This is a genomic window from Roseibium sp. (assembly GCF_965216085.1).
Lineage (GTDB): Bacteria > Pseudomonadota > Alphaproteobacteria > Rhizobiales > Stappiaceae > Roseibium.
The window spans coordinates 1,252,771-1,275,550 of the sequence record NZ_OZ244138.1 but is presented as its reverse complement, the minus strand read 5'-3'; the positions used below and the strand labels follow the sequence as shown (position 1 = coordinate 1,275,550).

Below are 22,780 nucleotides of genomic sequence, written 5' to 3'. Positions count from 1 at the left end.
TTAGTGTCCTAATAGAGTGAGGTTTGTTGCGTGCAGTGGATGCGCCCCGGCCGGAGAATTTGAGGCCGCTCTGTTGCCGTCAGCAAATTCAGGCGACCGCGGTTTTGCATTTACCGTCAGCTAAATCAGACAGTTTCAAGCATTTCGCCAACGACAAGATTCATCCGGCGCAAACCTTCCCGCAAATGGGCGTCTGGCAGCGCGGAGCTGAAACGGAAATGGTTCTCGACGTCAAAACGGCTACCGGGAATAACCAGAACGTCCTGCTCTCGATGCAGTTTCAATGCCAGTGTTTCGGAATCAACCGGCAGTTTAAAACGGATGAACGACATTGCAGACGCATGCGGTGGGGACACAGAAAAGACACCAGGGTGCACTTGAAGCGCTTCAGTCAATGTTTCAAAACCGGTCCGGATGAGCCGCCGGGCACGCTCGACAAGCGCTTTTCTCGCCCGTTCTTCGAGCGCCGCTTCGGCTAGTTTCATTGACAGCATGCTCGCCGCAACAGAAGCATATTCGTGCCGCCTCCAGCACGCTCTCACTTCGGCCTTGGGCGCAACAAGCCATCCAAGACGGAGCCCGGGCAAACCATAGGCCTTACTCATAGAGTTGAGAACAACAACACGGTCGTAATCACCCCACATGCTTTTCGTTGTTTCATCCGTGTCACGCTCGGTGCCGGCATAGACCTCATCAGACACGATCCAGGCCCCAACTTTGGCCGCAGCAGCGATGATCCCGCGCCGTTCTTCTATGCTCAAAACCCGCCCGGTCGGATTATTCGGATTGATGACGTGAATAACCTTTGTCGTTGCATCAACGGTATCCGATACCGCTTGCGCATCGATTTTCCAATCGTTGAGCGGGTCCATATCGACGTATTTCACGTCGATTCCGCGGTTTTTGACGTCTCCTGTTAACTGCTCATAGATCGGTCGGAAGGCAACCATGCTGTCACCGGGCTCAAGCAAGGTGTTGGCCACCAGCGTGTTGGCTTCGGTGGCTCCAGCGGTCACCAGGACATTGTCCGATGTTGCGCCTTCATAAAGTGCGGCGATCCGCTCGCGCATCAATGTGAACCCATTGACCTGCGGATAATCCAGCATGGTCGCCCAAAGGGCGTCAGGATCCATGCCAGTCAATTCGACAAGCTCTTTGAGCGTCATCGGATGCACACCGCTTTCGGAGTAATTGTATTTGACGCCATTTTCCAATTCGGAAAGGAACTGTTCAACGTGGAAGGGGTGGAACATACCCATATCCTTTCAAGGGGTTCAGGCGAACCGACGTTCGACCATAGAAAATGCGGCAGTTAGTGCCAATGATAGAGTCAGATAGAGTGTGCCAGCAGCAATGAAGGCTTCAAACGGCGCGAAGTTGTCGGACGAGAGTTTTCGGGCAATGCCCGTGATATCCATGATGGAGATGGTGCTTGCCAGGGCTGTACCCTTCAGCATCAGAATGATTTCATTGCTGTAGGCCGGCATTGCGATGCGCAATGCCTGCGGAAACATGATGACGCGAGCGGTTTTGACTTGCGAAAAACCATAGGCAGCGGCTGCTTCCAATTGGCCGCGCTCGATCCCCAGTATCCCTCCTCGAATTATCTCCGACGTGAACGCAGCTGAATTGAGGCCAAGAGCAAGAACGGCACAGAACCAGGCCTCCTGCAGAAGCGGCCAAGCAATGCTCTCGCGAACGGCCTCAAATTGGCCCAGGCCAAAATAGATAGCAAACAGTTGCACCAGCAATGGAGTTCCGCGAAAGAACAAGACGTAGAAATCGAAGAACTGCGCCAGAACAGGCATACGGCGCATCCGAATGGTGCAGATAACCGCGCCCAAGAGAAGACCCAATGACAAGCTGCAAACCAGAATGCCAAGTGTGGTGGTGAGACCTTCCAGCAAACGCGGATAAAATGAGATAAGAAGCGGCCAGTTCATGAATCAAGCCCCTTTCAGTGCGAATTGCCGTTCAACCCGGTTGAGTACCCGTTCTGAACAAAACGAAACAACCAGATAAATCAGCGCAGCGGCAGCATAAAATGTAAACGGACGATGTGTGGAGCCTGCGGCTACCGTCGCCTGGCGCATGAGTTCGGCTACAGCTGTCAGGGAAACAAGCGCAGTGTCTTTGAGGATGATCAGCCAGATGTTGCCCAATGCGGGAAGTGCCACGCGCAACAGCTGCGGCAGTTCAATCAAAAGGAAACGCTTGGTCGGGGAAAATCCATAGGCATCGGCAGCTTCCAATTGTCCCTTCGGTATACTGTTGGCCGCGCCCCTAAGAGCTTCCGTTGCATAAGCGGCAGCAACGACTGCCAACGCAAAAGCACCAAGCGCAAAACCGCTCAGATTAATCCGCGATGTATATCCAAAGCTCGCTGCAACGGATTGGATGATTGCACCAGTACCAAAGAAAAACAGATAGAGAATGAGGAGCTCAGGCACGCCACGAAAAATCGTCACGTAGCCCACCACAATATATCTTGGGAGGGTTCCCTGACGCCGGAACAACAACATGACAAGTCCCAGGGTCGACCCCGCAATAAAGGCGATGGCCGCCAAAGCTAGGGTTGTTGCCAGCCCGGAAAGAAGTTCATCGCCCCAACCTGAGGACCCGAAGGAAAACAGCTCAAACATTCAGTATCACATCGCCAAAAACAGAGCTGCAAGAAGAGGGCACCTGCAGCTCTGAAGGTTTAAGTCGTTTTTGTTATGGAGAAACGTCGTAGCCGAACCATTTCTGAGAGGATTTTGCTATGGTGCCATCCTTCAGAAGTTCGGCAACTGCTGCGTCCACCTTTTCCTTCAGATCCGTATTGCCCTTTGCAATACCGAAGCCGATACCATCGCCGAGTTGCGGATAGTCAGCGTAGGTCAGCAAGGGGCCGAACATGGTCAAGTTGGCTTCCTTGTGGTTACTGCCATATTCTTCCCAGGCCGAGACTTCCATCACAGCCGCATCAATGCGACCGGTCTGAAGATCGGCGATGATCTGATCAGCTTGCTGGTAGATTTTGGCGTTTGCTGACTTGAAGTTCTCGGCAACGACACCTTCAAATATGGACGAACCCTGCACGCCGACATTTTTTCCGGCCAGCGCTGCATCAAGCGCAGCTTTGTCCTCAATACCGCTGAAGTTATCGCCTGTAGTGCCGAATGATGCCGGAGCCTGAGCGTAAGGCGCCGAAAAATCGATATTCTTTTTACGATCTTCTGTAATCGAGATTGCTGATATGATCATGTCGTATTGGCCTGCAACCAAAGCAGGCAACAAACCGTCATAGGCTTGGTTCGTCCATTCACACTCGACCTTGATCTTTTTACAAACCGCATTGCCAATATCGAGGTCAAAGCCAATGATATCTCCCCCGGAATTGACCGATTCCCAGGGCGGATAGTCTGCACTTGTTGCAATTCGAAGCGTCTTGGCGCATGCCGGAACAATTGCGAAGGCTGACACCACAGCCGCGAATACGAGATGTTTCATCCGTCTCTCCAGTTTGTCACATTACGGTTGCTAGGAATTGGGCCGCACGTTCACTACGAGGGGCTTCGAACACTTGCTTTGGATCGCCTTCTTCGGCGATTTTTCCTTTATCGAGAAAGATCACACGGTCTGAAACGTTGCGTGCAAATCCCATTTCATGGGTAACCAGAACCATTGTGTTTCCGGCTGCTGCCAGCTCCTCGATCACTTTCAAAACTTCACCAACGAGCTCTGGATCGAGTGCTGAAGTCGGCTCATCGAACAAAAGTGCCTTGGGCTCCATGGCAAGAGCTCTGGCGATTGCGGCGCGTTGTTGCTGGCCACCGGAGAGTTGATGCGGATAATGATCCAGCCGCTCGGAAAGACCGACACGCGCAAGCAACTCACGCGCCTGCTGGTGAGCATCCACCTTGGAACGACCCAGAACGTGGATGGGCGCGGCAGCCACATTTTCAAGTGCACTCATGTGCCGCCAGAGATTGAACCCCTGAAAAACCATCGGCAATGAAGCCCGCAGCGCCCTCACTTCCTTGGTGATCTTGAGCTTTCTGTGCCTTTGCTCAACGTGGATTTCCTGACCATCAAGACGGATTTCACCGGCAGAGGGAACTTCCAGCAAGTTCAGACACCGCAGGAAAGTGCTCTTCCCTGATCCGGAAGACCCAATCATGGTGATGACCTCTCCTTTGGATGCGGTCAGCGACACGTTGTCGAGCACTTGAAGAGAGCCGAAGGACTTGCAAAGGTTTTTCACACTTAAACGCGGGAGTGATTCAGGCATTTTTCAGATCCGGCATTTTTAAACTTTCCCATTTAATAAAGACGAAAAAGTCTAATCTCTGTTTGAGTTCCGTTGCTTCGGCTTGATCATGTTTATGGATCAGAAGAAAGCAGTCAGGTGTCGGAGATCTTTGACCAGACAGACTTCGCAATCGCGGCATCTTGAACTGCCACGCCAGTCAGATCTGCAATGCTGATTGAATTTGGCGAGAGCTCGAGTCCACCAGCCAGCAGCACATCTCCCAGCGGCTTTAGGGTGGCTTCTTCAACTGCGCCCTCTCGCAGTGCATTTGTTGTTTCACCATGTTCAATGCACTGGACTAGCGAGTCCACAACGATATGCTCGGCTCTTGCAAACAAATCGGTATCCAGCTCCTGTTTTCCCGGTGAATCGGCACCTACCGCGACAATATGGGTTCCATCCTTTACCCACTCCGATTTGATGATGGGCGAAGTTGCTGCTGTCGTTGTGATGATCACATCCACATTGGCACACAGCGCTTCTGGATTTTCGGCCTTCTCGATGGAAACATCAGGAAGCGCCTCCACAAGAGCACATGCAAGATCTCCTGCGTTTCTGCCATTCCGCCCCCAAACAACAACCTTGGTAAATCCAAGTATCTCGCAACAAAGCCGAGCTTGAAGCCGGGCCTGAATACCCGTTCCAACAATCCCAAGAACTTTTGCATGCCTCTGCATCCCAATGCTGGCTGCAATCACCCCAGCCAACGCCGTTCTAAGGTCTGTCAAAACACCTTCGTCCTGCAAAATCGCCAACGGCGTTCCATGACGGGCCGAAATCACAGCCATGAAGCCATTGCTTGAAGAGATTGAAAGAGCCGGATTGTCATAAAAACCGGTCGCCAACTTAACCGTAAAAACATCATCTTCGCCAACATGCGCGCATTTGACGTGGCACTCGCCATTAGCTTCTTTAAAAGCCAGATGAACCACGGGCGCAACCTGAGCGGTGCCAGCGGCGAAAGCTTTGAAACCATTTTCGATATCAGCAAGGACGGCTTGCTTGTCGAAGTTTGCCAGAATCTCGGGCTTGGTCACAATGCGCATTAATATTTCTCTTTCAATTGTTCTTTCAAAAAGCGCGACGGCAGCGCCTTTAAGTTTAGAGTAGACAGTAATTCTAATTTAGACAATAAAGTCAATAAGAGAAATTTGACAGCAGGTATGAGTGATGAAAATCCGAATAGACGACATCTACGCGGCACAGAACAGGATCGCGCCTTATGTGCGTCCTACCCCCTTGCGCAAATCCCATACGCTTTCTGATTTTCTAGACTTGCCGGTTTGGCTGAAGTTCGAGACAATGCACGACACGGGCGCTTTCAAGCTTCGGGGGGCGGCAAACAAGCTTCTCAGCTTGACGGACGAACAGCGTCAGCGGGGTGTCATTACTGTCTCATCCGGCAACCACGGGCGGGCCGTTGCTTATATCGCGCGACATCTGAACATTCGTGCCGTGGTCTGTGTTACTGAAATCATCCCGGCTGAGAAAGTCGAAGGTTTGAAAGCCTTTGGAGCCGAGGTCGTCGTCCACGGCCAAAATCAGGATGCGGCCGACGCACATGCGCGCCGACTTGCCGACAAACATGGGTTGGTTTTTGTCTCTCCATTTGATGACCCGCTCGTAATCGCAGGACAAGGAACACTTGGCCTTGAGCTTCTCGCAGCGCAACCCAACCTCGATACTGTGCTCATTCAGGTCAGCGGCGGCGGATTGATGAGCGGTGCAGCATTGGCCTTGAAAACCCTGAAGCCCAGCATTCGAGTTATCGGCGTTTCGACCGAGCATGGAGCGGCAATGCTCGAAAGTATCAAGGCCGGACATATCGTAACTGTCGAAGAAAAACCTTCGATAGCCGATGCCCTGCCGGGACCCATACCAGCGGACAATCAATACACTTTCAATATGTGCCGCGATCTGGTTGATGAATTTGTTCAAGTCGCAGATGCCGACATCGAAAGGGCCATGGCCTATCTGATACGTCACGAAAAGTGTGTTGTTGAAGGGGGCGCAGCGGCGGGCGTCGCTGCCATGTTATCAACACCAATCATTCAAGAAAGCCGAGCGGCCGCAACCATCCTTACCGGCAACAACATCGCAACTGAACGGGCATTGGCGATCTATGAAAATGCAAAAGAGACGTTATGATTCCACAGCCTAACCGCAAGAAATACAACAATTTGACGTTTCGGGATAGCTCTTGCAGCGCAGGATAAAGCTATACACTTTGTTTTTGCCGCTCCTATTTGGCATCCTGGGCTGTGTCGCCGACCAGATGCTTGTGGCCAGCTTTGATGCCCCGTCGGCAAACAGTAGTACTGGTCAAGGAATGCCTGCTAAGCGATGCAGCTCTGCTATACGCATTCGCCTCGAATGCCTGCAAGTACAATCTGGAACTTGTCTTCGAAAGCAACTTCCCCTGCATTTCTGCGGATAACCTTCACGGGGCGGTCCATGGCGTCTCGGGGATGATCACTCTTCGGTCTCATGCTTCATAACTGAGCGGTGAAGGTGGGCCAAAACCGTTCCCTTATGCTATCAGCACATCTGGCCCTACAGATACAGACGGATAACGGCACCAAAAGGATGTCGCCTGACCGGCAAAACCGGCCAAGCAAAGGATACTATCGCTTTAAAACGCCAGAATAGAAGTCCTGATATTCCTGTGACTCGCGAACCTTGGCGATTTCATCATAAAACGCCTGGACAAAGCTCGGATCTCCTTCGGACCGGCCATGTGAGAACATCAAGTAGTAGCCCTTTTCGGTTAAAGGCGTTTCCACCTTCCGAATAGATTTTTGAAACTTGTCAGACTGGCTGATCAAACGATCAGCTTGTGCGGTCAAAGAAGCAACGCCTGATAAACGTCCCGCCTCCAGCATTTTGAACAATTGCTCCAGCTTGCCGGCCTCATAGACTTCGGCCCCAGATTCCTTCAACTGCTCAACGATGGAATACCCTGCTACGCTACCGATTTTGCCATCAAGGTTTTTAAAATCAGTCCCGTCCCAATCGATTTGGGAATCCGTCCCGACATACAGCGTGTAACTGGACGAATGCAAACGTTTGGATGCATCTGGACTATCACCTGCCATTGGATAAATCCCAAATTCACCACGTTTGGCTTTGTAGCTTGCCGAAAAACATCCATCGACTTCATTCTTTTTCATAGTCGCGAGACAGCGTTTCCAAGGCACCCTGACAAATGAAACGCTATGACCAAGATTTTTGGCTGCTGTTTCTATGAGGTACGAGTCAGCACCACCGCCTGCGGAAAACTGCCACGGAAAGACATCCGCGTCTTCCATTGCAAATGTCAGCACCTCCGCTGAGGCAGTAAATGGCGCAACAAACAAGGAAACAGCAACTGCAAACCCGGCTAGTTTTTTCATATTAAAGAACTCCAGTGATGTTAAAGCCCTCAATTCTGTATTTTGATTCTATTTAATAATTATTGACAAAAAACCCAGCAATCACTGCAAATATTACCAATAGAACATAAACTCTCTACAAATTTCAAATTACTTCAAATGCCTCAATAAATTGAAAGTACAAAAATCATTTCTCTTTTAATGAACCAAAATGCACCAACAACTCTCAATCCGACAACAGAACCGTTCGGCATGGGATTGCTATCCATGAAGGTATGGATAAGGCAGGTTCGGCTGAGTATACGAATTGGAGATGTCTTTCGCCGGAATTTACTGCTTTCAAGATCAAGAAAATCTAGGGTCAGATGATGCTGGTGCATCCTCAAGGCGGGTTTTCGCAGAGGATCGGTCGCAGCAACCCCGGCCCTTCGGGTGAAGCAAAGGGCAGCAATCTGACACGGACTGCCCTTTGACCCTATCATCGATAGGCTCGGCAGGTCTTGCTACGCCGTCTTTCGAGCTTTGCCTCACGAAACGTATCTACAATTCGTCCTCAGGACCACGAGCTTCGCCAATGTTTGCAGGGCAAGATGATTGCATTGAACAAAGACAGACGTCTTTCGAAATTATGTCTGACAATCATGCAAAATTATGTATTATGTCCGACAAAGATACATTCAACGGCATTCTGCGCAACGCGATAGAGACCAAGCTGAACATGGCAAATAGAGCACCAGACAAATCGGATGCCGGCCAAAACGCCGCGAATTTCCTGCGCCCGATCAAGGCCCGAACACGGGATATGGAAGTTATTGATGCCCTTATCGGCATGATCGAAGCAGCAGGTTTGAAGGTTGGCGACCAGCTGCCACCGGAAAACGAACTTGCAAAACGTCTTGGCGTCGGACGCTCGACGATCCGCGAAGCCATGAAGTCCTGGCAAAGCATGGGGATCGTTGTTCGCAACAAGGGTGCAGGAACCATCCTTGCTGCGGAAGTATCGTCCAACTCGATTCATGTTCCACTTACCTTGAAGCTGGAAGCGGAAAGCCTGCTGCGGACCCATGCGGTGCGCAGACCGCTCGAAATCGAAGCCTCACGGCTGGCTGCTCTGAACGCCTCAACTTCCGACAAGGAGGCAATCGGACGGCTATCGGAGCGGTTGCTGGCAGTGCACGCCTCAGGCGGAGATTGGCGCGAGGCCGATGCACACTACCACGCGGCCATTCATCAGGCGTCCGGAAATCCTTTGTTCGGACAGCTGATTTCCCAACTGCAAAACGCGTTTCACAGCATCTATGACGCACCGTTCGGTGATGTGTATCTCGGAGAATCCTCCATACCCGTCCATGCCGAACTCACCCGGGCAATACTTGCAGGAAATGCTGATGAGGCCGCCCGGGTCATGCTGGAAATCTCCGGTTTTGTCGAAGACGAAGTGAAAGCCTATATTAATGAAGCCTGACACTCCGGATCACGGCGAAGATAGCCTCGCAACCCTGCTCAGCACGCCCTACGAAGGCGCGGACGGGTCAATAACACCACCGATCGTACAATCATCCCTTTTTGCATTTGACAGCTACGATGCTTTTGAAGACCGGATGGCTGGCCGCAGCGACCAGTCGATCTACAGCCGCGTCCAGAACCCTACGGTTCGTGCCTTTGAAAACCTCATGGCCAGTGCGGAGAAAACGGAGGATGCCATTGGTTTTGCGTCCGGAATGGCTGCTATATCGTCAACGGTTATGGCCTTTGCCAAACCTGGTCAGAAGATCGTCTGCATCGAGAATGTATATCCCGACAGTTATCGTTTGTTTGAACGGATGCTGCGCCCGATCGGCATAGAAACCGAATATGTTTCTCCCGCCCGGATGCTGGATGATCCAAGCATTCTGGACGGAGCGGCAGTCGTCTATCTGGAAAGCCCGAACAGCATCAAGTTCGAAACGGTGGATCTCCGCCGGACAGCCGATGAGGCTGGCAAACGCGGCGCGATCACAATCATCGACAATTCCTGGGCAACGCCGGTGTTTCAGCGGCCAAGCGAGCTTGGAATCGACCTGGTCTTGCACTCGGCTTCAAAATACATCTCCGGCCATTCCGATACGGTTGCCGGGGTGGTTGCCGGCTCAAAAGCCCATCTGGATGTCATCCGGGATCTGACGCAGCCCCTCCTGGGTGGCAAACTGGCTCCTTTTGAAGCCTGGCTGCTGGTCCGCGGATTGCGGACACTGGTTCCCCGGATGAAGACACATCAAGCCTCGGCCAATACGTTCATCGACCGGCTCGCGGGTCTGGACACCGTTCACCGGATCAATGCACCGGGTCCCAACAGCGCCGCGGGATTGCACGGCCGGTCCGGATTGTTTTCGATCGAGCTTGATCCGGCGGTCGACATTCGCGCCTTTTGCAACGTTCTGCGGCTGTTCAAGCTGGGGGTCAGCTGGGGTGGGTTTGAAAGCCTTGTCCTGCCTGCAAAAGTCGGAATTGCTCAGGCTGGCGAGCACAACTCAATGAGGACATTCAAAGTTCCGGAAAACCTAGTCCGGATCAGCATCGGCTTGGAGGAGACCGATGATTTATGGGCTGATTTCGAAAAGGCCCTGACCAAAGCCACCGCCTAAAGGTGGAAGTTGCATGGGAGGAAAACATGAAGAAGCTGTTCTTGGGGCTGAGCGCCACGGCAATGCTAATTGCCGGATCTGCGCTGGCCGACACAAAGCTAAAACTTGTTGAAGTGATCACCAGTCCGGAACGGACCGAGACCCTGAAGTCAATGGTTGCGGGCTATGAAAAAGCCAATCCTGGTGTCGAAGTGGAGATCGTATCCCTTCCCTGGGGACAGGCCTTTGAAAAGCTGGCCACCATGGTTGCAGGCGGCGATATTCCCGATGTGGTTGAAATGCCGGACACTTGGGCTGCACTTTATGCCAATTCCGGTAAACTCGTGGATCTTGAGAGCCGTATTGCCGGTTGGGACAATGGTAAAACCTTAACTGACAAGACCATGGCAATGGCGCGCCAGACAGGCAAGGCGCGAATGATCCCCTATGGTTTTTATCTCAGGGCCATGTTCTACAACAAGAAGCTTCTTGCAGAGGCCGGCATCGACACACCTCCGGCAACTATGGCAGATTTCATGACGGCATCCGAGGCTGTTTCCAAGCTGGATGGCAAATTCGGCTATTGCTTGCGCGGCGGACCGGGCGGCACGAACGGCTGGATCATGATGGCCGCCGCCATGAACGGCACAAATGAGTTTTTCACCAAAGAAGGCGTCAGCCGGATCAACGAGCCCGGCTCGGTCGAAGGTATTCAGTTCCTCATCGACCTTTACCAAAAAGGTTATGCACCGAAGGATTCCGTCAGCTGGGGCTTTAATGAAATCGTTGCCGGTTTCTATTCAGGAACCTGCGCATTCCTTGATCAGGATCCCGACGCCTTGATTGCGGTGGCCGAGCGCATGGATGCTGCCGACTTCGCGGTTGCACCTATGCCGGTTGGCCCGGCAGGCAAAGCCTTCCCAACAATCGGGTATGTCGGCTGGTCAATCTTCAACACCACCGAACATGAAGAGGAAGCCTGGGGTCTGTTGTCTCATCTTTCTACCCCCGACAACAACAAGGTCTGGTCGAAGCGTGTCGGCGTCATTCCGATCCACAAAGGTGCGGATCAGGACCCCTACTTCAAGACTGAACAATTCAAAGGCTGGTTTGAAGAACTCAACGGTGACCAGTACGTGCCAACCGTCATGCCAACCTACCTGGAAAAATGGGGGTTCTTCACCAGCACCGTTCTTCTGGAAGGTGCCCAGCAGGCCCTGCTTGGTGAACGCACCGCTCAAAATCTTGCTGACGAATGGGCTGAATACCTCACCAATGAATATGCAGCTTATAAGGATTCCCAGTGAGTTCCAGCTTCTCAGCCACCTCTGCTTCCGGCCCCGGCCGGAAGCGTTTTTTTGGCAACTTGTCCGCTTTGGCAGAGCCGTATCTTTACCTGTCTCCGGCGCTGATCCTGATCGGACTGGTCATGTTCGTGCCGCTGGCAATCGGAATTTCCTATGCGTTTCAGGCGATTTCTCTTCTCAATCCATTCGAGACAGGATGGGTCGGATTTGAGCATTTCGAGGCGCTTTATTCTGACCGAAAGTTCTGGAAATCACTAGTCAACACCTTCTGGTGGACCCTCGGCTCAGTCTTCTTTCAGTTCTTCCTAGGGCTGGGATTGGCAATCCTATTAAACCAGGCATTTGTCGGCCGAAGGCTGGTTCAAGCATTGGTGTTTCTGCCCTGGGCGGTCCCAACGTTTCTATCCGCCCTCACCTGGGCATGGCTTTTTAACCCGGTCATAGGTCCTTTGCCGCATTGGCTCGCAGCCCTTGGCATCCTGAGTGAGCCTTTCAATATTCTTTCAGATCCCTCGATCGCAATGTGGGGTCCGATCACGGCCAACATCTGGTTTGGCATTCCGTTCTTCGCGATCACGCTGCTCGCAGCCTTGCAATCAATTCCGGGCGAACTTTATGAGGCTGCGGCCATCGATGGCGCGACCGTATGGCAAACATTTTTCAAGATTACTCTGCCGTTCCTGGCGCCAATGATCGCGATCACGGTCATGTTGCGCACGATCTGGATCGCCAACTTTGCCGATCTGATATTCGTCATGACAGGTGGCGGCCCCGCCAACTCAACACAAATTCTGTCCACCTACATCTTCACTACAGCCTTCCGCAAACTCGACTTTGGCTATGCCTCCGCGATTGCCGTCGTGTTGCTGCTTCTGCTTTTAGCCTATGCCGCAGTCTTGCTGAAAATGCGCAAGGCACTGGTACAGGTGAATTGACATGGCCGCTTTGCGCAGACCAAATCCGCTGATAACAACCGGCAAATATTGTGCGATTGGCCTTTACGTCGCCTTTGCGCTGTTCCCGCTTTATTGGCTCTTGAAGATCGCAATTACGGAAGAAAAGCTGATCTATTCGGAAGGTACTGCCCTGTGGCCGAGCGCCACGACTCTTGAAAACTTCCGGGCCGTGATCTTCTATTCCGACTTCATGGCATATTTCCAGAACAGCGTTATCGTTTCGCTTGGAACCGCCGCCCTGACAACAGTGATCGCGTCCGCCGCAGGTTATGCCTTCTCCCGTTTTGATTTTCGCGGCAAACGGCTGATCATCGTAGTGATGCTGATCACGCAGATGTTCCCGCTTCTGATGATCATCGCACCGATTTACAAGATCATTGCCGCACTTGGCTTGCTCAATACACTGACGAGCTTGATCGTGGTTTATACGGCCTTCAACGTGCCCTTCGCCACTTTCCTCATGCAGTCGTTTTTTGATGGCATCCCGAAAGACCTGGAGGAGGCCGCGATGATTGACGGCTGCACACGGTTCCAGGCTCTGCGCAAAGTGATTTTCCCGCTAACCCTTCCGGGTCTGGCCGCGACACTCGGCTTCATATTTACGGCTGCCTGGAGCGAACTGTTATTCGCCCTCATGCTCATCAACTCCAACGACACAATGACTTTCCCGGTCGGGCTCTTGACCTTTGTGTCGAAATTCTCAGTCGATTGGGGACAGATGATGGCTGCCGGCGTGCTCGCGCTAATCCCGAGCAGTCTGTTCTTCATCTTCATCCAGCGATATCTGGTCCAGGGGCTGACCTCTGGTGCGGTCAAAGGCTAACTTCGTCATGGCGCATATCAAGATCAACAACATCTCAAAAATCTACGGCTCTGTTGAAGTCATGAAAAACTGCAACCTTGAATTTCAGGACGGCGAATTCATTGTCCTGGTCGGCCCGTCCGGTTGCGGCAAGACCACTCTTTTACGCATGATCGCCGGTCTGGAACGCATCACTTCAGGGGATCTCCTGATCGATGATCAACGGGTCAACGATCTGCCGCCCCGGGACCGGGATATTGCCATGGTGTTCCAATCCTATGCCCTTTATCCGCATATGGATGTCGCCCGCAATATGGGGTTCAGTCTTGAGATCCGGCGCGAAAAACAATCCGAAAAGACATCACGTGTCCGCATGGCCGCCGAGACACTTGGACTGACAAGTTACCTGGACAGGTTGCCTCGTGCCCTATCTGGCGGCCAGCGCCAGCGAGTCGCCATGGGCCGCACGATCGTACGTGATCCGCGCGTATTCCTGTTTGATGAACCGCTTTCTAATCTGGATGCCGCACTCAGGGTTGAGATGCGGCTGGAAATTGCCAAGCTGCATCAGCGGCTCGGCGCGTCCATGGTGTATGTCACACATGATCAGGTGGAAGCTCTTACTCTCGCTGACCGGATTGTTGTACTCAATCATGGCGTGGTCCAACAGGTTGGTACACCGCTCGAGCTCTACCAGTCGCCGGAAAACTTGTTTGTCGCCAAATTCATCGGGTCTCCCACAATGAACATCATTCCGGCCGCACCGGACTCAAACGCTCTCGTAATGCCAAACGGCGTTCGGCTCTGCAACCCCAAACTGCCCGCATCACCGCAGGCCCGGCATATCGGAATTCGTCCTGAACATATCAGCTTGTGTGACCCGGAATCAGCACATGCACACGGAACAGCTGAGGTCGTCGAAAGACTGGGATCAGAGTCTTACATCTATTGCGACATTCCCAAGATCGGTCGTGTCCTGTTGAGAGTGGCTGGTAACACCGATGTGAAAAGTGGCGAAGCCGTCCCACTCCGCTTCGACCTCTCCAACGCCCATGTCTTCGATGATCTAGAGATGACGTTACCATCGCCACCATTCGCGGCATCGACATAAAAGTTGGCAAGGTGATCCTCCCCCTTTGAAGTGGTCCATCGTTATGTTTAGGAAAACGGAGGATAAAAATGGCCACAAACGTCACAAGCCAGAAGAAATTGTCTCGAAGTTGCGGCGGGTTGAGGTCCTTGTCGGCCAAAGAATGCCGCGTACTGATGCCTCTCGGCAAGTTCGCATTACCGAGAAGACCTACTACCGTGGGCGGATGCAGTGTGGTGGGATGGGAACCGACCAACTGAAAGAACTCAAGCGCATTCAGAACAAAACCGAACGGCTGCGCAAAGCAGTTTATGACCTGGCCCTGGACAAGTTGATCTTGTTAGAGGCCGCCAAGGTGTTCCGCGAAGCGGCCGCGCAGCCAACTTTTGAGAGCCGCCCGTCGTCGAGCCTGCGTCAATCATATCCGTCAACATCTCGGCGTCTGAGAGCTTCAGACCTATTGTGTGTTGGGTCAGCACCGGCCCACCCAGAGGAAGGTGCCCACAGGGCGTGCTGACGAAGAAGGTCTTGTGGCGGACATGATAGAACTGACCCGCCAGTATGGCCGTTACGGTTACCGGCGTATCGCTGCTTTGCTCAGACAGGTCGGTTGGCATGTAATTGACAAGCATGTTGAGCGACCTTGGCGACGAGAGTGGCTGAAAGTGCCCATGAAGCAACCAAAGAGAGGACGGCTCTGGCTGAGCGACGGATTATGTGTTCGGCTGTTCAAACTCACGCGGAACTTTTTCTGGTCTCGCCTGATAGCTGCCTCAAGCGAACATCTCGAGACAGCTCATCCGCCATAGCTCACGGCTTTACGAGCATATGCTCCCGTTTGCCATGGATGGTTCAAAGCGCATTGCGATCGTCGTAAAGACGATCACCAGATACTTCCCTCCCGTCTTCACATAGCCCGCATAAAAGAACCTCTGACCCATGTAAGCGCCGTACCGGTTCTTCGCGTTGACCGAGCCGCAGATCTTTCCAGCCATACCGCCCTCGAATTCGTTGACCACGTCGAACGTGAAGACGGCTGAGTAGGGATCGACGAGCGTCTCAGCCGCTTTCGTCCGCACAGCCTGCTCAAGTGCGGGATCTACTTCAGCCGCAAATAGGCTCGATATGCCCAATGCTGCGGCAGCTGTGAGAGCCGTCGTAAGGGTTCTGATTTTCATTGCTGAGATCCTTTTTCATCGTTTCAGATCACAACGCGATAGGACGCCGGTTGCGCGGCGCCAATTTTTTTCGCTTCAAAAATGGCAGAAATCAGCCACTTCAGACAAGAAAGTAAGTCATTACTGACTTATTATTTTACTTTTTACTCACTTTAAGATTGACGATCGATCAGCGCTGACTTACTTTGCTCTCAACAAAAGGAGCTTGCCTGTGTCAGGACAACGAAACGCGGATATCCCAGCCTCTGAGCGTGCCGAGATTTTCCATGAGAATTTCGGAAACACCCTTGACGGGGCAAACACTTATGAAGACATCTTCGTTGCGCTAGCGCGATACCTCTCGGTCATCGGCGGTGAAGTTGCCTCCGATAAAGCGATGGCAACCTATCTAAATGAAGTTTTTAACGCTGGGCTCGAGGAGTCGTCTCAATGGAAGGAATTCGTTGAGCGCAATGCCTATAATCTCTTTTCAGAAAATGAACTCGGCGAGATCATGCACAATCTCATGGCCTATGCTGAGTATGGAATTGTTCTGCACCCAAGTACCGATCGCGACACTCTGGCAGAGCATATCAAGGCGATGATCGAGCGCGTCGACGAGCTATGGTCCCTGACACCAGTGACCGCGTGGCAGCTTGATGACGCAGACCAAATTGGCCCTCTACTCACTTGGGCAAAAGGACGTTGGGCACTCGATAACAATGAGCCCATCGAACCTGCAGGTCTCGCCTACCTCGCTGGTATGGCCGGACAGTCTGTCCGAAACCTGATGTCCAAAAAGAAGGGCGGTCTGTACTCAGAAAAGGGCAAGGTTCCGGCTCAAGATGCGCTGGAATGGCTCTCAACACGGCCAAACTTTTGGGATTCGATTTGGCAGACACAGGATATGCAGGGCCACTATAAGCCATTGGAAGAGCTCACTGTCGAAACGTTTGTTTTCGTTCCAGTTTCGCGCGATGGCAGCATTTTTCATCCGGGTCTGAAGCACGACGGAGGTTTTCGCGTTGGCCCACGAGACGCTGAACAAACGATGGGTCAGTTCGAAGACGCGCTGTCTCATCTTCAGTCACTTTCCAAGCCTTACTGGCGCCGGAAGAACGCAAACGGACAATGGGCACTCATTGCTGGTGTTCGCTGGGAACGCATCACTGTTTCCGAGCTCAAGAAATTTGAAGATGACCCAGAGAGGCGTCTTCAAGCTGCTCTCTAAATAAGACGATTGGTCTGACCAGAGAGTAATTCACCGCCGAAAGGCATATCCAAAAGGGCCTGTGTCAACTCGTGTGCACCCTCGCACGAGAACGGGCTCCCCGTATCTAAAGGAATAAAAATGAGCTTCGGCTATTCTGTATCAAAGAACGCTCTTCATCACTTCCTCCACAAGATGGCGATTACTCAGCAGTCAACTTTGGAGATCCACGAGATCGATTTTGCGAAATCATTCAACCGTCTTCTCTTGGACCTTGGCTATGCGTTGGAAAAACAGATGGGATTGGTTGAAAAACTGCAAGTGCTTCTGGACCCAACTCACGCAGCACGCGTCGTTCACAAACGGATCGATCCGCAACGCTGTACTTGGGTCGAGATCCATAAAGAAGTAGTCGCAATTCAATGCGAAACGCTGGGCACTTTGCGTGCTTTGCATCGGACTTGTAACAATGAGGTAATCCCATTGTCGGTCTTGGATGGTTTTTTGGCGACTTGGAGGGGCGCTGTGATCGAAGCGGCTATTTCGAGCCGTGGCGCTCCGCGTGTTCGGTCAGCGGCACAGGCGTACGTTTACAGTATGTCCCGTTGCGAACTGCATCAGCTGAAAGCACAGACCTACGACTTCAAGCACCAAGAAACAACGCTTCGCCACCTCGTTAAGCGGTTGTCTGCAGCCTAAATTACCTCGAATGCCGCACCACTAGCGGCATACTCACCCCGAAAACTTATCAATCCCTCAGGAGGTTCGCATGAACAGCCAACGGACACGTGCGTCCAATTTCCCATCAGAGATCCACGAGATCGTCGAAAACACCGCACGCATGCTCTCCTTGCCGTCCAGCGACCTCACTGAGTGTTTGACCAACGAAACTGCCGATGAGGTCGCGCAATTCTCGAACTGGCTCAGGCGCACCAACTTTTCGGACGCCCTGTTGGCAGAGATCCGCAACGACCTCATCCGCCGCCCCAATAAACGGCTTTGTGAGATCCAAGCCCGCTTCGGCGTTTTGCTCGCAGCCTAATCTTGAAAGGAAGTCCACATGTACCCTCTGGAACTGCTCCGGCTCCTCTATGCGCCCGCTCTCGATCAAGCCTCTTGGATCTTGAGCATCGCCGCGAGCCCGCTGCAGCGCCTCCGCACAGCCACCAAGAAGCACTGCTGCACCACAGCGCAATGTTCAGATCAAGATCCTCAACCCGGAAACGAAAACCTGCAGAAAAAGAAAGGCGCAGCATGACCGACTACGCCCCCACTAACTTCAACCAGCCCTTCGGCAACGATCCAACACCGGCTGCCATCACCCAGGTTCCAGATCGGCCGAAATTTGATGATGTTTCTTCGCGCCTGGAGGAACTTCGCGCATTTGAGACCGCTGACATTCTTGAGATGATGGAAGGAATTAAGACAGCGATCGACATGTCAAAGCATGCCGAAGCCTTCAAAGGGAAGACTCGCGAGACCTATATCGCCTGTAATCTCGCTCTGAACGAACGGATGATGCAAAGTCATTGCCCTGCGCCAGTTTTTCGTCCTCAGCCAAAACGCACAAACATCCCGGTCGGATCTGAAGCAGCGTTGTCTAACGTCGCGCGGATCATCGATATGCACTTCTGCGCAATGATGGGTCACACGCCGGTGACGCACGAACTTTCACAGGACATCTTCGGGAAGCCGTTCGACTTCGACAAGGCTCTAGAGTTCTCATCTACCCCGGGCAAGGTGCCAGCGAAGCTGAAGTTTCTTGATTTAGATGATGAAGAAACGATTTCCCTTTGCCGCCTTGGCAATATGTCGTTGAAGACAGCCGATGATCGCATCGCGCAAAAAGCCTTCTTCGAGCGGCGCAGGTCCTATCTCGTTCGCTTGAAGAACCGGAGCATCCAGGGCAAGCCCAATCACGAGGCGCAGGCCGATCTCCTTGCTGTTGGAAGCATGCTGAAAGCCCTCGACTATGAGGTCACCGGGAAGAACCTGATGCTCGGCTGCCGGTTGATCGGCCGCGACTTTGGCGATCGCCCATCTGGATATAAAAATCGCTATCAAAAGGTGATGAAAACGCTCCGCGGCAAGAAGCCAGCATGACTTCGATTTGCGCCAAGTTCGATCCGGATTTGTCAGCAATTCGCATCAAATTCGGAAAGAGTATTCCAGCCGGAAATTCATGAAAACATTGAGCTAATAGAAGATCCAAAAATCCACTAAACTAACAAAGGAATAGAACAACAGACAAATAGATCATTCTTTGGGGCCTGCGGCCCTGCGAGCTTCGCTCCGGCCTTCGCCTTCGGCTCCGGCACTGCGCACGCTCGCAATGAAACTCCCTCCCGGAAGAGATTGAAAAGAAGATCTCAAAAACATCCCGGCATCAGACTTGGTCTGGCTTAAACAAGAAGATCAGAGTGAAAGGCACCGGCTCGCGCCTGCGGCGCTCTCCGCTCCCTTCCTTCCGGCTTAGCGAAGCGTCAGGTTTTTTCCTCCGGAAAGAAGAACAGGACACTGTTCCAGCTCGATGGGCCGTTCCGGCCCGACGAGCGCTCTTTGACATCGTGAAACGTCGGCAGCTTTTTCCTTCCGGGTCTTGGCACCAAGTCTTGACACAACAATAAGATGGCGGGTGTTTCCGCACTCCTCCCCCTCCCCGGCTGACAATCAACTCGACAAAACACACCAGACATGCCCGAGGATCGATTTTGAGAGTCACTGGCGCGCGCTGCGCACTCTCAACGATAAATCACACACGCCAAACAGAACGCGCGCCACGGAGCTTCCCTGTCGATCTTGCGTTTCGAGAACTATCCGTCCGGACGCGCACATATTTCGGCGCAAGGGCCAGCAAGGCGTTGCGCGATCAAGCATGAGATGATCTTCAGCCTGGTAGGGCAAATGAATGACAGCCGATCAGAGGGCCAAATTGCTATCGTTTTGATAGCTAGAACTATCCGACCGGATCTCGCCGCGAAGCAGATTCAAAGGCGCGGCTCGGAATTAGCACTTGATCGAACTTGGTGATCAGCAGAAAAGCGCGGGTTCGCGTTTGCGGTTGAGCAAAAACGTGCAGATCCTGTTGACTTAATTTGCACTTAATACAACCGACACGGCCGGTCGATGAACAGCGGATCAAAGGATCGAATGAGTTTGCTGGTCGGAACTTTGAAACAAGTTCACGCTGAAACGAGCGTTATGAACTTTTGTGAACCACCTTTGAACCAGATGTTCCGGGGATTGGACAGGAATTGCTGGTGAGCGCAGAAGGCATCACCCACGAGCCATCACGGTTTCTCTAGGACTTCGCATTTGGCGTGGGTCAGTTATCGCAGTTCACCAAAGACCGCTCCAGCTTATGAGTAATGGTCAGCTTTGGGCGGGAAACGGACGTTCGCTGCAATTGGAACGAATGTCCGCATACCCTCAGCTAAGCCCATTTGATGAACTAGGAGTTGATGTAGGATTGGGTGATTAGGGCTGCGGCAGCACCGCAAGTGCGAGCTTGGTAGCCTAGTCGACCGGCTTCGATTACTGGCATGTAAACACCTTGCAGATCGGTGTTCTCCATTTGAAGGCGGACTTCTTTTACGAGACGCTCCTTCACACCCAAAGGCATTGCCCCGTCAATGATCACGGATTCAAAGTCTAAGACTGAAAGTGCGGATACTGTTGCGTGAGCCAGGTTCCTCGCTGCCTCGCCAATCCAATCGCTGACGAGTGGCTCAAACTCGTTCCAGGATGACCGTTCCTCGTATATCTCATATGGGCTGCCACCGTTGGCATTTATCATGCGCTCCAGTACGACCAGCGATGCGTGATCGACCAATCTGTTACCGCCATGTTGATCCGGAACGCGCATCGGGCCGAAGCCGCCCGCGTTGCCTCTGCTTCCCGTGTAGACTGCGCCATTCAGGACAACGCCGCCGCCTATAAACGTACCAACAAAGAAATATATCCAGTTCTGTTTTTCCGCATGCGGCCCAAACATTAGTTCTGCCCGGCAAGCGGCAGTTCCGTCATTCTCCACGAGAATATCCCAGGGGACCATACCGCCAAGGTCATCGGCCGCATCGAAGTCACGCCATGCTGCCATTTCATCTTGCGGCGCGCCGAACTCTTCGGTCCAACTCCACAGCTCTGATGGCATCGACACCGCCATTCCAGAAATTGATTTCCGGCTTTTGCCCACCGCCTTCAATACCCCATTGAGGTGCTCACGTACAAAGTCGAGAGTTCTGCTGGGTGTAGGATAGGGAAATGAAGCCCGTTCACTAGAAATGATCTCTCCAATGAAGTTGACAACAGCCAATTCGAGACTGCGGCGCCCTATCCTCAAAGTGACATAAGTGTGGGAATCAGGATTTAAACGCAGGGGAACGGATGGCTGACCGATCCGGCCTCGTATCGGAGCATCACGGATCAGCAATCCTTCTTCTTCGAGTGATCGAAAGATTACAGAGATTGCGTTGGCGGACAGGCCTGTCGCTCTCGTGGTCTCGGCTTTGGTGAGCGCTCCGTGCGCCCTGATCAACTGCAATACCAGCTGCTCGTTGTAACTGCGAACTGCAACTTGGTTGGTCCCCTTTTTAAGGTTCCCTTTGAGCAACTCTTCTTTCGTTTGATCATCCATCGACAGCACCTAATTCTCCTAAAAAGGGAATAGCAAATATTTGCTCCATGGACCACCATTTGCTGATCTTATGTCGATAACTCTCTAATTTTACGCGCGTAAATATAACTAATTCATAACGAATTAATTATTGACAAGATACATAAACAGCCACTATTCAAAGGATAGACGGGATTAATTCCGTCGGGAGGAGAAGCTGAGGGGCGCGCTGCGCGCAGAGCTGCGTGGCAGCCTTACATCTTACATATTTCGCCAATTTATCACGCTGCACAGCGCTGTGCAGTGAACGGACAATCATGTCCAATTACCTGGGAGACCATAATGAAGTATCTTAAGACAGGCATTGCAGCCCTTGCGGCGTCGTTTTGCTTTGCCAGTGTTGCGTCCGCAGAAACAACCGTCTGCCTGATCACCAAAACAGACACCAATCCCTTCTTCGTGAAAATGAAAGAAGGGGCGACAGCCAAGGCAGAAGAGCTTGGCCTGACGCTTAAATCCTTTGCTGGCAGCTTCGACGGTGACCATGAAATACAGGTTCAGGCTATCGAGACCTGCATCCTCGATGGGGCAAAAGGTATTTTGCTGACCGCTTCGGATACGTCCTCTATTGGCGGCGCTGTTAAGCAGGCGCGGGACGCTGGTTTGCTGGTTATCGCGCTTGATACTCCGCTTGACCCGGCTGACACAGCGGACGCGACGTTTGCCACTGACAATTACCGTGCGGGCCTGCTGATTGGTCAATGGGCCAAGGGACAGCTCGGCGATGCTGCAGCCGATGCGAAAATCGGGCTGCTGAACATAAATATTTCTCAACCGACTGTAGGCGTTCTCCGGAACCAGGGGTTCCTTGACGGGTTCGGAATCGATTTGGGCGACCCGAACAAATGGGGCGACGAAACTGACCCGCGTATCGTGGGACATGACGTTTCGGACGGAAATGAAGAAGGTGGCCGCAAGGGTATGGAGAACCTGCTCGCTGCAGATTCTGGCATTAATGTTGTCTACACGATCAATGAACCGGCTGCGGCTGGAGCCTATGAAGCCCTGAAATCTATTGGCCGTGAGAATGACGTTCTCGTGGTATCCGTCGATGGTGGCTGCCCTGGTGTCCAAAACGTCAAGGATGGCGTTATCGGCGCCACAAGCCAGCAATACCCACTCCTCATGGCATCGCTCGGCGTGGAAGCCGTCAAGAAATGGGCAGATGAAGGCGTGAAGCCGGACACAACTCCGGGGAAGGACTTCTTCGACACCGGCGTTGGCCTCATCACGGACAAGGCTGTTGACGGTGTTGAGTCCATCTCTGTTGAAAAGGGCCTTGAGCTCTGCTGGGGCTAAGAAGTCCGAACCTTCG

22 protein-coding genes and 1 pseudogene are annotated in these 22,780 nt (G+C 52.6%); 14 read left to right on the top strand and 9 right to left on the bottom strand.

Features of this window, described 5'->3' with window-relative positions:
- Positions 1-125: 125 nt before the first annotated feature.
- From ACOOFE_RS05865 to ACOOFE_RS05840, 6 genes are all read right to left on the bottom strand, one after another.
- Positions 126-1,253 carry an aminotransferase class I/II-fold pyridoxal phosphate-dependent enzyme gene (locus ACOOFE_RS05865; protein WP_420414099.1) on the bottom strand — a complete coding sequence of 376 codons (1,128 nt, stop codon included), beginning with the start codon at positions 1,251-1,253 and terminating at the stop codon, positions 126-128.
- 21 nt (positions 1,254-1,274) lie between these two features.
- On the bottom strand, positions 1,275-1,943 hold the full coding sequence (locus tag ACOOFE_RS05860; RefSeq protein ID WP_420414098.1) for an ABC transporter permease: 669 nt from the start codon (positions 1,941-1,943) through the stop codon (positions 1,275-1,277).
- A gap of 3 nt (positions 1,944-1,946) precedes the next feature.
- On the bottom strand, positions 1,947-2,642 hold the full coding sequence (locus ACOOFE_RS05855; RefSeq protein ID WP_420414097.1) for an ABC transporter permease subunit: 696 nt from the start codon (positions 2,640-2,642) through the stop codon (positions 1,947-1,949).
- 73 nt (positions 2,643-2,715) lie between these two features.
- Positions 2,716-3,492 carry a transporter substrate-binding domain-containing protein gene (locus tag ACOOFE_RS05850; RefSeq protein WP_420414096.1) on the bottom strand — a complete coding sequence of 259 codons (777 nt, stop codon included), beginning with the start codon at positions 3,490-3,492 and terminating at the stop codon, positions 2,716-2,718.
- 16 nt (positions 3,493-3,508) lie between these two features.
- Positions 3,509-4,273, bottom strand: coding sequence for an amino acid ABC transporter ATP-binding protein (locus ACOOFE_RS05845; protein WP_420414095.1), 765 nt, complete (start codon positions 4,271-4,273; stop codon positions 3,509-3,511).
- Between the two features lie 113 nt (positions 4,274-4,386).
- Entirely contained in the window at positions 4,387-5,340 is a 954-nt protein-coding gene (locus ACOOFE_RS05840) for a hypothetical protein (protein ID WP_420414094.1), read from the bottom strand.
- Between the two features lie 124 nt (positions 5,341-5,464).
- Between ACOOFE_RS05840 and ACOOFE_RS05835 the strand changes: the two genes are divergently transcribed.
- On the top strand, positions 5,465-6,442 hold the full coding sequence (locus ACOOFE_RS05835; RefSeq protein ID WP_420414093.1) for a threonine ammonia-lyase: 978 nt from the start codon (positions 5,465-5,467) through the stop codon (positions 6,440-6,442).
- Between the two features lie 476 nt (positions 6,443-6,918).
- Here ACOOFE_RS05835 and ACOOFE_RS05830 read toward each other — a convergent pair whose 3' ends face one another.
- Positions 6,919-7,686, bottom strand: coding sequence for a substrate-binding periplasmic protein (locus ACOOFE_RS05830; RefSeq protein WP_420414092.1), 768 nt, complete (start codon positions 7,684-7,686; stop codon positions 6,919-6,921).
- Positions 7,687-8,323: 637 nt separating this feature from the next.
- On the opposite strand from ACOOFE_RS05830, the gene ACOOFE_RS05825 reads away from it, so the two are divergent.
- The 7 genes and pseudogenes from ACOOFE_RS05825 to ACOOFE_RS05795 form a co-directional block, all read left to right on the top strand.
- A complete protein-coding gene (locus ACOOFE_RS05825) occupies positions 8,324-9,130 on the top strand; it encodes a FadR/GntR family transcriptional regulator (RefSeq protein WP_420414091.1) in 807 nt (268 codons plus the stop codon).
- Positions 9,120-10,289 (top strand): PLP-dependent transferase, encoded by a 1,170-nt coding sequence (locus ACOOFE_RS05820; RefSeq protein ID WP_420414090.1) that lies wholly within the window; start codon positions 9,120-9,122, stop codon positions 10,287-10,289. Before ACOOFE_RS05825 ends, ACOOFE_RS05820 begins: the two co-directional genes overlap by 11 nt.
- Positions 10,290-10,315: 26 nt before the next feature.
- On the top strand, positions 10,316-11,575 hold the full coding sequence (locus tag ACOOFE_RS05815; RefSeq protein ID WP_420414089.1) for an ABC transporter substrate-binding protein: 1,260 nt from the start codon (positions 10,316-10,318) through the stop codon (positions 11,573-11,575).
- On the top strand, positions 11,572-12,510 hold the full coding sequence (locus ACOOFE_RS05810) for a carbohydrate ABC transporter permease (RefSeq protein ID WP_420414088.1): 939 nt from the start codon (positions 11,572-11,574) through the stop codon (positions 12,508-12,510). Before ACOOFE_RS05815 ends, ACOOFE_RS05810 begins: the two co-directional genes overlap by 4 nt.
- Positions 12,511-12,520: 10 nt before the next feature.
- Positions 12,521-13,354, top strand: a complete 834-nt coding sequence (locus tag ACOOFE_RS05805) for a carbohydrate ABC transporter permease (protein WP_420415549.1) — start codon at positions 12,521-12,523, stop codon at positions 13,352-13,354.
- Positions 13,338-14,444 (top strand): ABC transporter ATP-binding protein, encoded by a 1,107-nt coding sequence (locus tag ACOOFE_RS05800; protein WP_420414087.1) that lies wholly within the window; start codon positions 13,338-13,340, stop codon positions 14,442-14,444. Before ACOOFE_RS05805 ends, ACOOFE_RS05800 begins: the two co-directional genes overlap by 17 nt.
- A gap of 43 nt (positions 14,445-14,487) precedes the next feature.
- Positions 14,488-15,181: pseudogene (locus ACOOFE_RS05795) on the top strand (IS3 family transposase); the annotation flags it as partial.
- 60 nt (positions 15,182-15,241) lie between these two features.
- On the opposite strand, the gene ACOOFE_RS05790 reads toward ACOOFE_RS05795, so the two are convergent.
- Positions 15,242-15,601 carry a hypothetical protein gene (locus ACOOFE_RS05790; protein WP_420414086.1) on the bottom strand — a complete coding sequence of 120 codons (360 nt, stop codon included), beginning with the start codon at positions 15,599-15,601 and terminating at the stop codon, positions 15,242-15,244.
- Between the two features lie 211 nt (positions 15,602-15,812).
- Here ACOOFE_RS05790 and ACOOFE_RS05785 point away from each other — a divergent pair, with 211 nt between their 5' ends.
- From ACOOFE_RS05785 to ACOOFE_RS05765, 5 genes are all read left to right on the top strand, one after another.
- Positions 15,813-16,811, top strand: a complete 999-nt coding sequence (locus ACOOFE_RS05785; RefSeq protein WP_420414085.1) for a hypothetical protein — start codon at positions 15,813-15,815, stop codon at positions 16,809-16,811.
- A 120-nt stretch (positions 16,812-16,931) separates the two neighbouring features.
- Positions 16,932-17,489: a hypothetical protein gene (locus tag ACOOFE_RS05780; RefSeq protein WP_420414084.1), complete on the top strand. Its 558-nt coding sequence runs from the start codon at positions 16,932-16,934 to the stop codon at positions 17,487-17,489.
- 70 nt (positions 17,490-17,559) lie between these two features.
- Positions 17,560-17,832, top strand: coding sequence for a hypothetical protein (locus tag ACOOFE_RS05775; RefSeq protein ID WP_420414083.1), 273 nt, complete (start codon positions 17,560-17,562; stop codon positions 17,830-17,832).
- Positions 17,833-17,850: 18 nt separating this feature from the next.
- Complete coding sequence (locus ACOOFE_RS05770; protein ID WP_420414082.1) at positions 17,851-18,048, top strand: hypothetical protein; 198 nt, start codon at positions 17,851-17,853, stop codon at positions 18,046-18,048.
- Positions 18,045-18,893: a hypothetical protein gene (locus ACOOFE_RS05765; RefSeq protein WP_420414081.1), complete on the top strand. Its 849-nt coding sequence runs from the start codon at positions 18,045-18,047 to the stop codon at positions 18,891-18,893. The genes ACOOFE_RS05770 and ACOOFE_RS05765 overlap by 4 nt, the downstream gene beginning before the upstream one ends.
- 1,348 nt (positions 18,894-20,241) lie before the next feature.
- Here the strand turns inward: ACOOFE_RS05765 and ACOOFE_RS05760 are convergent.
- Positions 20,242-21,426: an ROK family protein gene (locus tag ACOOFE_RS05760; RefSeq protein WP_420414080.1), complete on the bottom strand. Its 1,185-nt coding sequence runs from the start codon at positions 21,424-21,426 to the stop codon at positions 20,242-20,244.
- Between the two features lie 321 nt (positions 21,427-21,747).
- Here ACOOFE_RS05760 and ACOOFE_RS05755 point away from each other — a divergent pair, with 321 nt between their 5' ends.
- Complete coding sequence (locus ACOOFE_RS05755; protein ID WP_420414079.1) at positions 21,748-22,764, top strand: sugar ABC transporter substrate-binding protein; 1,017 nt, start codon at positions 21,748-21,750, stop codon at positions 22,762-22,764.
- Positions 22,765-22,780 lie beyond the last annotated feature (16 nt).

Bases quoted from the DNA above. Each gene is read 5' to 3' on its own strand.
- ACOOFE_RS05865 (WP_420414099.1), bottom strand. From the start codon at position 1,253: ATGTTCCACCCCTTCCACGTTGAACAGTTCCTTTCCGAATTGGAAAAT.
- ACOOFE_RS05860 (WP_420414098.1), bottom strand. From the start codon at position 1,943: ATGAACTGGCCGCTTCTTATCTCATTTTATCCGCGTTTGCTGGAAGGT.
- ACOOFE_RS05855 (WP_420414097.1), bottom strand. From the start codon at position 2,642: ATGTTTGAGCTGTTTTCCTTCGGGTCCTCAGGTTGGGGCGATGAACTT.
- ACOOFE_RS05850 (WP_420414096.1), bottom strand. From the start codon at position 3,492: ATGAAACATCTCGTATTCGCGGCTGTGGTGTCAGCCTTCGCAATTGTT.
- ACOOFE_RS05845 (WP_420414095.1), bottom strand. From the start codon at position 4,273: ATGCCTGAATCACTCCCGCGTTTAAGTGTGAAAAACCTTTGCAAGTCC.
- ACOOFE_RS05840 (WP_420414094.1), bottom strand. From the start codon at position 5,340: ATGCGCATTGTGACCAAGCCCGAGATTCTGGCAAACTTCGACAAGCAA.
- ACOOFE_RS05835 (WP_420414093.1), top strand. From the start codon at position 5,465: ATGAAAATCCGAATAGACGACATCTACGCGGCACAGAACAGGATCGCG.
- ACOOFE_RS05830 (WP_420414092.1), bottom strand. From the start codon at position 7,686: ATGAAAAAACTAGCCGGGTTTGCAGTTGCTGTTTCCTTGTTTGTTGCG.
- ACOOFE_RS05825 (WP_420414091.1), top strand. From the start codon at position 8,324: ATGTCCGACAAAGATACATTCAACGGCATTCTGCGCAACGCGATAGAG.
- ACOOFE_RS05820 (WP_420414090.1), top strand. From the start codon at position 9,120: ATGAAGCCTGACACTCCGGATCACGGCGAAGATAGCCTCGCAACCCTG.
- ACOOFE_RS05815 (WP_420414089.1), top strand. From the start codon at position 10,316: ATGAAGAAGCTGTTCTTGGGGCTGAGCGCCACGGCAATGCTAATTGCC.
- ACOOFE_RS05790 (WP_420414086.1), bottom strand. From the start codon at position 15,601: ATGAAAATCAGAACCCTTACGACGGCTCTCACAGCTGCCGCAGCATTG.
- ACOOFE_RS05780 (WP_420414084.1), top strand. From the start codon at position 16,932: ATGAGCTTCGGCTATTCTGTATCAAAGAACGCTCTTCATCACTTCCTC.
- ACOOFE_RS05775 (WP_420414083.1), top strand. From the start codon at position 17,560: ATGAACAGCCAACGGACACGTGCGTCCAATTTCCCATCAGAGATCCAC.
- ACOOFE_RS05770 (WP_420414082.1), top strand. From the start codon at position 17,851: ATGTACCCTCTGGAACTGCTCCGGCTCCTCTATGCGCCCGCTCTCGAT.
- ACOOFE_RS05765 (WP_420414081.1), top strand. From the start codon at position 18,045: ATGACCGACTACGCCCCCACTAACTTCAACCAGCCCTTCGGCAACGAT.
- ACOOFE_RS05760 (WP_420414080.1), bottom strand. From the start codon at position 21,426: ATGGATGATCAAACGAAAGAAGAGTTGCTCAAAGGGAACCTTAAAAAG.
- ACOOFE_RS05755 (WP_420414079.1), top strand. From the start codon at position 21,748: ATGAAGTATCTTAAGACAGGCATTGCAGCCCTTGCGGCGTCGTTTTGC.